This is a genomic window from Methylocystis echinoides, from assembly GCF_040687965.1.
Classification (GTDB): Bacteria; Pseudomonadota; Alphaproteobacteria; order Rhizobiales; family Beijerinckiaceae; genus Methylocystis; species Methylocystis echinoides_A.
In genome coordinates this window covers 266,036-278,205 of the sequence record NZ_CP156085.1, presented here as the reverse complement: position 1 = coordinate 278,205, position 12,170 = coordinate 266,036, and the positions used below count along the sequence as shown (strand labels likewise).

Annotated in this window: 10 protein-coding genes and 4 pseudogenes; 6 read left to right on the top strand and 8 right to left on the bottom strand. The window is 58.6% G+C overall.

What is annotated here, in order from left to right:
- Positions 1-6: 6 nt before the first annotated feature.
- Both RVU70_RS19990 and RVU70_RS19985 read right to left on the bottom strand, forming a co-directional pair.
- Complete coding sequence (locus RVU70_RS19990) at positions 7-1,065, bottom strand: AI-2E family transporter (protein ID WP_363351618.1); 1,059 nt, start codon at positions 1,063-1,065, stop codon at positions 7-9.
- Between the two features lie 52 nt (positions 1,066-1,117).
- Positions 1,118-2,029, bottom strand: coding sequence for a mechanosensitive ion channel family protein (locus RVU70_RS19985; RefSeq protein WP_363351616.1), 912 nt, complete (start codon positions 2,027-2,029; stop codon positions 1,118-1,120).
- A gap of 298 nt (positions 2,030-2,327) precedes the next feature.
- Between RVU70_RS19985 and RVU70_RS19980 the strand changes: the two genes are divergently transcribed.
- Entirely contained in the window at positions 2,328-2,495 is a 168-nt protein-coding gene (locus tag RVU70_RS19980; RefSeq protein WP_363351614.1) for a hypothetical protein, read from the top strand.
- A 354-nt stretch (positions 2,496-2,849) separates the two neighbouring features.
- On the opposite strand, the pseudogene RVU70_RS21640 reads toward RVU70_RS19980, so the two are convergent.
- Positions 2,850-2,987, bottom strand: a pseudogene (locus RVU70_RS21640) (glutathione-dependent formaldehyde dehydrogenase); the annotation flags it as partial.
- A gap of 346 nt (positions 2,988-3,333) precedes the next feature.
- On the opposite strand from RVU70_RS21640, the pseudogene RVU70_RS19975 reads away from it, so the two are divergent.
- Both RVU70_RS19975 and RVU70_RS19970 read left to right on the top strand, forming a co-directional pair.
- A pseudogene (locus RVU70_RS19975) lies at positions 3,334-3,751 on the top strand (MgtC/SapB family protein).
- A 236-nt stretch (positions 3,752-3,987) separates the two neighbouring features.
- The gene (locus tag RVU70_RS19970) at positions 3,988-5,280 is read left to right on the top strand and encodes a DUF2254 domain-containing protein (RefSeq protein ID WP_363351612.1); all 1,293 of its coding nucleotides are present in this window, start codon (positions 3,988-3,990) and stop codon (positions 5,278-5,280) included.
- A 20-nt stretch (positions 5,281-5,300) separates the two neighbouring features.
- Here RVU70_RS19970 and RVU70_RS19965 read toward each other — a convergent pair whose 3' ends face one another.
- Together RVU70_RS19965 and RVU70_RS19960 are read right to left on the bottom strand one after the other, a co-directional pair.
- The gene (locus RVU70_RS19965) at positions 5,301-5,783 is read right to left on the bottom strand and encodes a YetF domain-containing protein (RefSeq protein WP_363351610.1); all 483 of its coding nucleotides are present in this window, start codon (positions 5,781-5,783) and stop codon (positions 5,301-5,303) included.
- A gap of 140 nt (positions 5,784-5,923) precedes the next feature.
- Positions 5,924-6,436 (bottom strand): hypothetical protein, encoded by a 513-nt coding sequence (locus RVU70_RS19960; RefSeq protein WP_363351608.1) that lies wholly within the window; start codon positions 6,434-6,436, stop codon positions 5,924-5,926.
- Between the two features lie 345 nt (positions 6,437-6,781).
- Between RVU70_RS19960 and RVU70_RS19955 the strand changes: the two genes are divergently transcribed.
- On the top strand, positions 6,782-7,747 hold the full coding sequence (locus RVU70_RS19955) for a PRC-barrel domain-containing protein (protein WP_363351606.1): 966 nt from the start codon (positions 6,782-6,784) through the stop codon (positions 7,745-7,747).
- A gap of 32 nt (positions 7,748-7,779) precedes the next feature.
- Positions 7,780-8,133, top strand: a pseudogene (locus RVU70_RS19950) (hypothetical protein); the annotation flags it as partial.
- Positions 8,134-8,767: 634 nt separating this feature from the next.
- On the opposite strand, the gene RVU70_RS19945 reads toward RVU70_RS19950, so the two are convergent.
- From RVU70_RS19945 to RVU70_RS19935, 3 genes are all read right to left on the bottom strand, one after another.
- The gene (locus RVU70_RS19945; RefSeq protein ID WP_363351604.1) at positions 8,768-9,769 is read right to left on the bottom strand and encodes a hypothetical protein; all 1,002 of its coding nucleotides are present in this window, start codon (positions 9,767-9,769) and stop codon (positions 8,768-8,770) included.
- Between the two features lie 108 nt (positions 9,770-9,877).
- Positions 9,878-10,126: a hypothetical protein gene (locus RVU70_RS19940; protein WP_363351602.1), complete on the bottom strand. Its 249-nt coding sequence runs from the start codon at positions 10,124-10,126 to the stop codon at positions 9,878-9,880.
- 47 nt (positions 10,127-10,173) lie between these two features.
- Positions 10,174-10,503, bottom strand: a complete 330-nt coding sequence (locus tag RVU70_RS19935; protein WP_405044890.1) for a LysM peptidoglycan-binding domain-containing protein — start codon at positions 10,501-10,503, stop codon at positions 10,174-10,176.
- A gap of 125 nt (positions 10,504-10,628) precedes the next feature.
- On the opposite strand from RVU70_RS19935, the pseudogene RVU70_RS19930 reads away from it, so the two are divergent.
- Positions 10,629-11,877 (top strand): annotated as a pseudogene (locus RVU70_RS19930) (IS256 family transposase).
- Positions 11,878-12,170: the final 293 nt, after the last annotated feature.

Genomic DNA, 12,170 nt, shown 5'->3' with positions numbered 1-12,170 from the left:
CATGGCTCAGGCATTCTCGGCCGCCCGATGTTCCCCGCCAGCGCTCTCACTGTCCTTCTTGTCCTCGAGCAGAAGCGCGATCCACCGAACGCTCGGAAAGTGGTTGCAAAGAACAACCGCCGCTGATGTTAGCGGTACGGCGATCAGCGCCCCCGCCACGCCCCATATCCAGCTCCAAACCGAAAGCGCCAATATCACTGCCATGGGTGTGAGGGAGAGGCTCTTTCCCTGAAGAGTTGGCGCAACGAAATTGCTGATAGCGACCTGGACTATCGAAAACCCAGCGAACACAGTAGCCGGCATGACCCAGCCGCCGAACTGGATCACGGCGTACAGGGTAGGTGGAACAATTCCGACCACGTTTCCGACAATCGGTATGTAATTGAGAAGAAAGTTAAGCAGAGCCCATACGAGAGCAAGGTCCAGTCCGACGACGAGGGACAGGACAAGAGTCGCGACGCCCGTGATGGCGCTTGTGATCGTCGTCACCCAGAGATATTGGCGCACCTTCACGGCAATCAGGTCCGTGGCGTCGACAAGTTCGCGAGTCTGTCTTCCGTCGATCTCTCGATTGATTTTTTGTCGCAGCGATCCAACCTCGGGGAGGCCGAACACCACAAGTATCGCTATTATGCCTATGTAAACCAGTATGTTGTAAGCGCTGCCGAGCGCTTGTTCGCCCATGCTGACGATCCGGCTGAAGCCCCCAACGCTGCCGATCGAACCGCCCCAGCTCCGGACCCAATCCGACATGCTCTGATAAAGCTGTTGTAACTTATCCGAGTTATCCGTGAACGCCTGTGCGACTCGAGTCACCGAAAAAGAGATGGCGCCCGCAAAGGCGGCAAGGATAGCGAAAAGGACTAAAACGGTTCCGATATTGCTGAGCGTAGCGGAAAAAAACCTCTCCAGCCATGGCTTGACCGGCCAGATTGCCGCAATCACGACAGCTGCCGCGGCGAGCGGCATCGTGACAGCATAAGTCTGACGGAGCGCGAAGCCAATCAGCAGGAAGGTAATGATGGCCAGCAACCGAGTCTGTGCGGCCTGGTGCGAGTCAACCATAATTTCTCCTCCGGCCCTCGTCTTTTTGGGGGCGTGAAATGGGCATGGCCTGTCAGGCCTGTGACCCGCTATTGGAGCGGGTCGCGTTAGACTGCCCTGGCCGAGAGGGTGAATGGTTCTTGGTGGACGGCGGCCAACCTTCGCGTTGCAGTGTCCGGTTACCGTCCGCCGTCTCTGTCTGATTATGGAACAGAACCTGGTAGGTCGGAAACGGCATGTCGATGCCAGCAGCTGTCAGCGCGGGGGTAATTGCACGATAAACCTCGTCCGTGGACTCAACGACTTCTCGCATGACTGTCGGCTTGATCCAGTACCGAACTTCCAGATTTAAGCTGAAATCGCCGAGGCTCTGGAGTAGGACGACAGGCTTGGGATACTGCAAGACCCTTTCGATTTTCGCGATCTCGTCAAGGATGGTTGCACCGGCCTTGCCAATATCGTCGCTTTCGCCGATCGGAACCATGAGATGAATCCGACGCACCTCAAAGGCGGTATTGACTACCACGCGGTTTGTATAGAGCTCACTATTCGGAATGACGACGCGCCGGTTGTCGTAAGTTCGTAAGAGGGTAGCGCGAATCTGGATGTCTTCGACAGTTCCTTCATGTGGTCCGCTTACGATTTGATCACCGACGTGAAACGGCCGCGTCACCAGGAGAAGGATCCCGGCGAGCAGATTCTGGAAGATGTCCTTGGCTGCGAATCCCACAGCGACGCTGCCGATGCCGAGGGCCCCAAAAACCGATGCCGCGTCCACGGAAGGGAGAACCACCGAAAGCGCGATCATTGCGCCAAAGAGGTTGACAACACCGCGGCCAAGCCGGCTAAAAATCTTAGCGATATGGGGGGGCTGGCCGGAGCGTGCGGCAAGACGAGCGATTCCCCGCCCGGCGCCAAGCGAAAACAAGTATAGCACCAGAAAGACTATAAGCCCGATGGCGAGGTTCGGTAGGAACACAACCATTCCTTCCGAAATGTTAGCGAGTCGCTCCCAGCCCGTACGCGTTTGGCCATCCATTCGCTTACCTCACTCTGCGATAGATTTTTGTAACACGCATCGGTGGTGGATTGTTCTGCTACCGGCGAGCAGGTTTTCGGGCATGAAGCTTGGGTCGAACGTATGCTGGACCTCGCCAAACCCGAGCAGGGGTTTTTGCAAGTTCGCAGGCGTCCTCCGGCCGGATCTGCGTTCAGGTTCCGTCTCTACTCACTATCCCCTCGGGCTTGCGCTCGTCTCATTTGCGGTCGCTTGGCTGCCGCTTTTGCCCACGCTGGACATCCATTTCCTGGCCTTTGGTCGCCTGTGCATCGGCTTTTATCTCTTCTATCTTCTCGAGCCCGACGTCAGAAATTTCGAGTTCGAGAAGGCTGCTGAGACGTCGCTTGAGATCGCGCTGGTTGTCGCAACCGATCCCAGTTCTTGCATCTGACGTAGGACTCGGTCCCCCCGTGGAGTGGCGAGGAGGGCGAGGGCGGCCTGACGCGAACTTCTGGGCGCGGACGCAGCAAGGGTCGCAATGTCAAGGCCTCCCCGAGGACGCTGCTTTACAGTATCTCCTGACCCAATCTCACGCAGCCCGTATGCGCGCACCAGCGGCTCCTTCCCCTTGACGCCGAGCGCCGTGGTCAGGACGGCCCAAGCCAATGCTGAACCAACCGAGGGCGCGAGCCAACCGATCGGCCCTGTCGGCGACCCCGGCCCGGAGCTTTTCAATACTTTCGGATCGCTCTCAGAGCGCGCGATGCTCCACAGAGTTGCAAGATACGTCATAACCGCCTCCGGCTCAGGGCATCAGAACAACCTTGACACAGCGGCCCTCTTTGTCTTTCAGACGTTTGTACAGGCTCCGCCCGTCTCCGAGCGCCGCTTGATGGGTGATGACGAAAGAGGGATCGATCTGACTCCGCAAAAGACCATCTGTCGAAGCTCGGACTCATCAGGACTGGGCCCATAGGGGTGAACAAACCGGACGGATGCGGCAGCGCATGGAAGCCAAAAGCCCTAGCTTAGATCAGATAGATCAGCGCGAGCGTAAAAATACCGAACTCGACGTCCGCGTCGACGGCAGGTGGGGCCCAAATACTCGCCAGGCATTCTCCCTTCGGGTTCAAAGCCGTTCCTTTCCCGTTTGAAGAAGCGCCACCCGACGGCATGGCATAAGCGGGTAGAACGCGGGAGCAACCATTTCCTCCGACCATTAAGCGATCCATGTGATCTGAACACCTGTCGACCCAATTGCATTGAGCGCGCGATTGAACCGCTTCTAAATCCTTCCACACCTTGCCACTCTCGGCCTAGCCTATGCTCTCGCGCTACCGATCGCCTGGGACCGTGAAAGGCAAGGGCGTAGCGCCGGATTGCGAACCGCCTCCTGCGGTTTCATTCAAGGCGCAGAGGCGCTTCTTGCGAATTCGCCGGACGGCCTTGCGCGTATCGTTGAGGGCGTGATCACGGGGATCGGTTTCATCGGCGGCGGCGCCATCGTCAAGACTGGCGTTTCCGTTCACGGCACCGCAACAGCCGCAAGTCTTTGGGCGACCGGTGCGGTCGGCGCTGCCGTCGCGCTCTCGGCGTTTGATGTCGCAGTTGTCATTGCCGCGATGACGTTCTCTAACGCTGAAGGTTATCACGCCTCTGGAAACGAGAGAGGAGTCGCCGCAGAGCAACGACAGTAATCACGCCTAACCTTCTCTTATTTGCCGATCTGGGTGGAACGCTAGGCGCTACTGGTTTTATCAATCCGAGTGCCTTGCGAGCGTCGAGACCGACCGCGCGTCTACTAGAAAAGTCCACAAAAAGGCCGCCCAGTCGCTGAGTACGGTTTTTTGCGCTTCGTGTCTCTTCGGAACAGCGACATCTCTGCTTGCGTTCGCCATTCTGTGAGGTCTTATGGCTTTCCACTGCCCCCAAAGGAGGATCGCGTGAGAGAAACTCTCCTTGCCTTTTGGGAAAGGCTGCGGGCGAATTTTTGGTTTGTGCCGTCGCTGATGGCCCTTGCTACGGCCGGTTTCTCATATGGCGTTACCCGAATCGACGCAAATCGGCCCGTCCATGATCTCATGGGTTGGCTTTGGTCAGGCGGAGCAGATGGGGCACGCTCCCTCCTCTCGACAATTGCGAGCTCAATGATCACGGTTGCTGGAACAGTTTTTTCGATCACTATCGCAGCCTTGACCCTCGCGGGCTCCCAATTTGGATGGCGTTTATTACGCAATTTCACGAGAGATCTCGGGAACCAGATTGTTCTCGGGACCTTCGTGTCGACCTTCCTCTATTGTCTCCTCATACTCAGAACAGTCAGAAGCGAAGACGAGGGCGGATTCGTGCCTCATGTCTCCGTTACGTGCGCCGTCGTCTTCGCTGTCGCAAGCGTTGGGGTGCTGATCTATTTCATTGACCACATGGCCCGTTCAATCCAGGCGGAAAGCCTGATCGCAGCGATCGGCGCGGATTTGAGGGAAACGATTAGAGCGCTGCGAAATTCGTCAGACGAAGAGGTTCTCGTAGGTCCGCCTGCGGTAGACGGGCCGATGGATTCAGTCCTGGCGGAAGAAAGCGGGTATCTAGAGCATCTAAACCACGACCGGCTGGTCGAATTTGCAGAGAGAAAGTCACTGCTGATTGAGAGTTGCCTGGGTCCGGGCGACTTTGTCATGCGCGGAAGCGAACTCTTCAAAGTCCACGGGGCGGTGTCTCTAAACAGGCATGAGCAGAAGGAGCTTCGGGAGGCAACCAAGCTAGATTGCCGACGAACGCCAACGCAGGATCTGCGCTTCGGCGTCCGCCAACTAACGGAGATCGCCGTCCGCGCCCTATCCCCAGGCATTAATGACCCTTATACGGCGATGACATGCGCCGATTGGCTTGCGGATTGCCTCGGAGAACTTGGATGCAAACAAAATGTCCTCCTATGCCGGTTCGGGCCGAGCGGAGAGCCGCGTCTGCTTGAGCGGACGGTGAGCTTTGAGGAGGTTACAAACTTGAGTTTCGACTCCTTCAGGATTTACGGGGCCGAAAGCCTGATCGTCATGATCCACTTATTAAACTTATTGACAAGGCTCGGCCTTCACGTGCAGGAAGAATATTGCCGCGCCGTACTGCGCCAGCACTCCAAAGCAGCCGCCGAAGTGGCGCTGGCGGCCTGTAGAGGGCAATGGGATCGGGAAAGGTTGGAAGCAGCGGCAACTCGCGCGCGATCTGTCCTGGCGGAGTAGCCGTGGAGTCCAAGACAGAGCTAGGCTCTCGATTTCGGGAGAACGCTTATCGATCCGTCCGTCTCAAGGATAACCGCCGCCGCATCTTCGATTTCTGCGACCTTATGCGCGCGTAGCGCAGCAAGTATTTCCTCTTGCGTGATGCGTTGTGTCCGCATTGCCTCCTTGAGGAAAATTCCGTCATGAGCCAAAAGGGTTGGCTCACTTTTGACCAAACGGCTGAACATCCGAGACCTCACTGAAGCCGCAGCGATGAGATACTGCAGGGCGACTAGGAGTGTCACAGCCAGGACGCCTTCGGCGAGGACGATTTCCTTGCTAACTATCAGCGTCGCCAACGTGGATCCGAGCGCGATGGTGACGACAAAGTCAAATGCATTGAGTTTAGTGAGAGTTCGCTTGCCGGAAACTCGCAGTATCATGATGATGCACGCATAACCGATAATGCAATTAACCAGGACTCGGGCGAGGCCCGCCCAAGATTCAAAAAAAGTCAAAACCACGTCTTTCCCTCCTAACCTACCCGCGCGACTGTCGTAGCTTTTCCACCTTCAACTCCGAGAGCCAGCTCCGTAGGGGAGCAGTCACTCCCCTACGGAGAAAGGACGCGTTAAGTGCGCGCCTTGGGATATGCTCCTCGGCTTCAGCGCCTGATTTCAGAGTCCCGCGGGTGCGTGTCGCGTCTGTCGTAATTGTCCCAGTCACGGCCCCGCCCGGGCCGGTCGTAATCTCCGCTGCGCTTGTGTCCGCTGCCATAGTACTCGCCACGATCGCGGGGGCGGAGCGCGGCCTTGAACTCTTTTCCAGTCAGCCGAAAGTTCTTATCGAAGGTCAAGTCATATCTGCCGTTGCGGCAAATGGCGTCATCGACCTCGTATTTGCCGTGGTCAAACTCCATTTTGTCGCCGCGGCAACCCATGTCATTGAGCGCGGAGCGCAGGCTGATTTTTCCGAGTTCGTCAGCTTCCGGTCCGCCAAAGCTGGCGCCGTGAGAAACCCTGAGACGCTCAGCAGAGCGATACATGGAACGTAAAGGCGACGTATGAGGCGCTCCTTTCTGCTTGCGGATGGATCGGACGGCCGAAGTCGTGCAGCCGATTGGGGTAGCCTGGCCCTGAACCCATATTAGGCGTTGCAAGCAAACGAAAAGGTGCAAAATCGATATTGCTGGCGTAAAACGCGCTTCAACGCCGCGGGCATCGGACGTCGTGTGGATTTAAAGGGGGCGCATTTCGGGAAGCGAATGCGTCGCTGACGCAGACCGCCACGTCACTGCCCACTCTCAGTTTGACCTCGGTGCTGATCCGTAACAATTCGCCTCTGCGCGCTTGCCAAAGCCCCCTACATCGCATCGCCTGCAGATAAACGCGTAGGGCGTGAGAGTGACTGTCGCTACCGCTCTCGAGGAACAAAACGCTATCTCCTCAGTTGGCGGGTAAGCTCCTTCGAGCAGGCTTGAAAAGCAAACCGAACCGATGACCTCCGAACAAGGTTGACCGCTATGAAGCAGCAAATTACCGCTGGGTTTGCCATCCTCATCGCGGCACTTCTCTCAGCTGACAACGCATTGGCCAAAAGCGCCGCTCGTAAAGTGAACAGCAGGAGTTCATCCGTCGTGACCACGGCAGACGCGGGAAATGACGCGACAAAGCCGGGGGAGATCGACTGGATAAGGGTTCTGCCAGCCGAGCGCCTGGTCAATCAGGACGTTGTCAGCAGCGACCGCCGGTTTTTGGGGCAGATTGACTCCATCATGCTCGACGTCGCGACCGGCGATGTCGTCTACGTCATCGTCTCGTCGGAGAATGACTACTTAGCAATTCCGTTCCGTGCGTTGGCACTCCGCGGGTGGCAAGACGGTCGGTCGATCAGAGTCGACGAGACCTATCAAAGGGTCCTACGAAACAGCCCCCATACAGGGGGGACCCGAATGAGTGAGGATCTTGGGGACCCCAAGGATATCGCGCGGACAAACCGGGCATTTGGCGTCCCAACACCTTACGGCTACGTGGTGCCGCCGAATCCCGATCGGGACATACTCCCCAACCGCTATCTACTCGTTCGTCCGAGAAATATCGGGGCGCTCCAAATGGAGCGGGACGCAAAGAACAAGGATGCCTCGCCAGCCCGAGAGATTCGTGGCCGCCAGGTGGCGCGCGCCGATGGCCAACCCATCGGGGAGGTGGAGTATATTATGCTGGACCTTGAAGCCGGGCGCATCGCCTATCTGCTCTTGTCCTCAGGCAGCTTCCTTGGTCTCGGCGGAGAATGGATACCGGTTCCGCCGGAGGCGGTCGAGTGGTCCCCAGAGAAGGAAACGGCCATTTTGAAAAAGGGCGTGAAGCGAACCGCCCTTGCGCCGCTTCAAAGAAGCGAACCGCCAGGCTTCATCCGGCGATCTCAACTGGAGGCGCTCTACCAACGCTTCGATGTGACGCCTTATCAACAGCAGAGTCGGCTGGACTAAGTGTGATGCGGCCCCACGCATAGTGACACACGCAGCTCGTCGAGCACGCCAAATTGAGGTGGCGGATCGAGCGCGATTATCAGGAACTAAATCAAGAACTCGAGCTGGATCATTACGAGGGACGAGGGTGGCGCGGCTTTGACCACCACATAACGCTCTGCGTTGCAGCCCACGGATTCCTTGTCTCCGAGCGGAGTTTGGTTCCCCCCTGAGGCGCCAAAACCACAATCCTCAAAGCGCCTCGCTTACCCGAGGGTTATCAACCCCGAGGATCCGCCGATCAGACCCGAACGCCACGTCGCGTCGCATCCCCATTAGGTTGGCGCGCGCCTTGGCGAGGCGATTGCTTTGATGCCCTTGTTGCCAACGAAGCCTTCGTCGGATGACTTTATCACACAGTAAAATTAGCGATTTAGCTCGTGAAAGAGAACAACTGGAACCCACCCCCACAAGCCGCATCGCTGCGACACGAGCGCGCGTGAGGCCGCCTTCATCGAGGATGGCTCGCCGTGACCCTATAGGGGCTTCTCTGGCCGTGGAGCGAGCGGGCCCGGAGGCAACGAGGGCTTGAGTTCGGGAGGCGCCGAAGGCGGCGGCGGGATGAGTTCGGGCGGCGTCGTCAGCTGATTTTGGCCGCCTCCCGGTAGCACTGTCGGCGCTATGCTGGGAGGCGTGGGGGCTGGCGGCGCAGGAGGCGTTGGAGGAACTGCAACGGGCGATGGAGTCCGCTGTTTCTTGCCGTTCCGTCCTATCCGTTTCGTCCTCCACTCAACGTCCCGGAATCCAGGGACGGCCGCGATGCGGGCCTTAAAACGCGCACGACGGAGAATTGTTCCTTCGCGCGTCTTTCATCAGGTGAAGGGCGATTGTTCTGGCCAATGAGCCACTGCATCGTCATTGCGGTGGGGGAAGTATCGTTCTATCTGCACTTCAATAGCAACCGCGGCAGCATCTTCGCAAGCCCACGTCGGTTTTCCGCATCTTGCGGTTTTGCCTGTCGCCGGGCCTCGTGGAAATGCGTCACCGCCCGTAGAGGTATGTGACGTAAGACCCCAGGAAATAGACCGCCGCCAGCGCAAGGCTCGCCCAACTGAATGCTCCGAAGAACCGCCTCCCGGGCCGGTGGAGAAGGGCGACAATCACGATGCCTGACATGATCATTGCCATAAATGCTGTGGTCGCATGCGCCTTCGAGGCTACCTCCAGCAACGATCCATGTACGTAGGCGATATCGTCGATCGCGAGCACAAGCATGTTGAAGAGATTGCTGCCGAGCAAATTTGCGATCGCCATGTCGAGTGCGCCAATCCGCAGCGCAGACGCTGAAACGACCACCTCCGGAACCGAGGTCGCGAAGGCGATCATAAGAGTGCCGACGAAGGTTTGTCCCAAACCCGTAGCATTTGCAAGGTCCTGACCGATGAAAGGGAGCCAGGCGCCAGCGCCGACCACGAACGCCGCAGCAGTCGTGTAACCGGCGATTGCCTTACCAAGGCTTGGGCCGGTCTTGCGCCCTTCGGCTTTGGGTCGTCCCGCCTCAAAATAGAAGATTGCCCGGAGAGCCAAGAGATATAGCAGGATAAGCAGCGGGCTAAACACGCTGACTTGGAGGAAGCTTGGCGCCAAGGACGCTGGGGCGAGCAGCAGCCCGGCGCCCCCGAAACCGATCAGAATGATTCCGAACGCCGCCATGAGAAGGTGGCTTTCGTCCATCTTGTCAAAAACCGAATGGCCACGATGCAACGCGTCGAGGACGACGATGACGGCGAGATTGAAAATGCAGCTTCCGAAGACGTCGCCGACGGCGATATCGGGTGCGTTGGCGAGTCTGACCGCGCTGACTCCGGTGAAGAGTTCAGGTAGTGACGTTGCTGTTGCGAGGAGCAAGAGGCCGATCCAACTGCCCGAGAGACCAGTGCGTTGGGCGATTGCGTCGCCGTTGCGCGACAGGGCCGACCCGGCGACCGCGATCACGGCGACGGCGAGAGAAAACTTTCCCCAGATCAGGGCCCAATCCGGCATAACCGTCTCCCTAATCCACCACAAGCCGGAGCACCGTCTTCTTGGCAAGCCCTTAGGCAGGGTCCGGGAATCTAATACTTAGAGCATGGTCGGTGCGCATGTCAGGCGTCATCGGCCCACCCTCTGCTCCATGACCTTGAATGTCGCGGAGCGCACGGCGATGTTCATCTCAGGAATTGCGATTACAAATATGAAGTCGCGCTGTTGGTCGGCCCAGGGTGGTAGCTGGATTGTCGCCTGCAAGGTTCCTTCCTCGCTGGTCCGAGCAGTCTCGATGATCTGATAGTCGCTCGCAGGCGCGCCGCCGGCAATCTCGACGCGCTGATTTGAAGGTAGACCAATCGCCGACAATGTCACTGGCGCGCCTGGAGCTCCCTTCCTCACCGACAGAGAGACCTGCGCTTCTACCTTTTCCATGCCCGGAATATCAGAGTCTGGCCCAGTCTGAGAATGCGTTGATGCAGGTCCGGATTCTTTTGAACAAATTCCTCAATCGATTGTCTGGCCGTCTCGGCCGCTCGGCCGATTGTTCGCTCGGTCTCCTTGGCGTACGACCTCAAACGGGAGAGGAATGAGTCCTTAGCTTGGCGGGCCCTGGCGGCGGCGTCCTCTCCCGACGGCGCCTCCAGGCTCAGGGTCATTCCAGCGAGTAGGTCTTTCGTTCCTTCGATATTCGCGTTGAGGTCAAGAATTCTGGCTTCTGCGACGCCGCAACGTTTGGCGAGATCGCTCAAGGTCTCTCCTTGCCTGACCTCAACTTGGTCCCGTCGCTGGAGTGGTTGGAATTGGGTTGGCGTAGTCTCCGGGTTGCTGAACCCAAATGATTCCAGCGTTGGAGCGCTGGACTGGAGACCACGCCATGACGCAGGATACCACGAAGGCGACGGCTATCGCCGCCGACATTATGCTTTTCGACAACTGGTTTGATCCGATTGAGGACGGCGTTCGCGCACGCGTGCGCGGTTTCATCGAGACGATGCTGGAAGAAGAGCTGGACGTCGCCCTGTCGCGCCCGCGTTACGGGCGGCGGAAAGCGCCTGCGGACGGGAACGCTGCGGCTCCGCTCGTCGGCTGCCGACATGGCCATCGCAAACGCGCGCTGACGGGCACGTTCGGCAAGACCGAGATCGCGGGCGCGCGTCATGGGTGATGATGGCAAAACGCGCGAATGGAAAAGCCAATCCTTGCCGGCCTACCAGCGCCGCACCAAGGCCGCCGACGCCTTGATCGCTGGCGCTTATCTTGCCGGAACCAATACGCGCCGCGTGCGCCGTGCCCTCAGGGCGGTTTTCGCTGGGGAAGTCGGCAAGGATGTGGTCAGCCGGACCTGGCGGAAGGTGAAAGGCGACTGGGACGCGTGGAACGCTCGCTCGCTAACGGAGGAACCAATCATTCGGCTCATTCTCGACGGCACGATCGTGCGGGTCTGGCTCGACAAGAAGGCCACGTCAATTTCCCTCCTTGTCGCGTTGGGCGTGCGGGCGGACGGTCAAAAAGTTCTGCTGGCGATCAAGAACATGGGCGGCGAGAGCGAGGCTGCCTGGCGAGCGTTGCTCGACGATCTCGTCAAACGCGGGTTGAAGACGCCGGAACTCGTCATCGTCGATGGCGCGCCCGGCCTGGAGAAGGCGCTCGCGGCCTTGTGGTCCGATGTCCCGATCCAGCGTTGCACCGTGCACAAGCACCGCAATCTTCTCGCCCATGCGCCAGAACGGCTGCACGAAGAAATATCCAACGACTACAAAGACATGATTTATGCCGCGTCGAAACAGGAGGTCGAAGCGAAACGAAAGGCGTTCGTCCGCAAATGGCGCCTCAAATGCCGCGCCGTCGCCGACAGCTTGGAGGAGGCTGGCGACAAGCTGTTCACCTTCACGCGCTTTCCGCCAAGCCAATGGAAATCCATCCGCACCTCGAATGCAATCGAACGCCTGCATGAAGAGTTCAAACGCAGGATCAAGACGCAAACTGTGCTGCCCTGCGCCGAAACCGCCGCGATGTTGTTCTGGGCGCTGATGGCGTCCGGCCAGATCACCATGCGAAAAGTCGACGGCTGGCAAAGCCTCGCCGAAAAGCCCGCCGATCAAATCATTGACCTCGCCGCATGATCCGATAGCATCATGCAGCTCGGAGACGCGTCAGAATCTCAACACGCTCCGCGACCCGACCGCCCCTCGTCGCCCGGGCCAGAAGCGTCGATTGGAGAACCCATGATCGAAGTTTTCAGGCTTCTGAAAAGAGTCGTCCTCGCCATTGGAGTCATCTTGGCGAGCGGGGGTTACGGGGGTGGATCTGCCCCGGCGGCCGTTCCGGCCGGCCGGGGTGGTCAACCATGAATTTGCGCCTGGATTGAGGCGCGTGGTTGCAGACGAGCTCGTGTCACGGCACGCGACAAAGACGC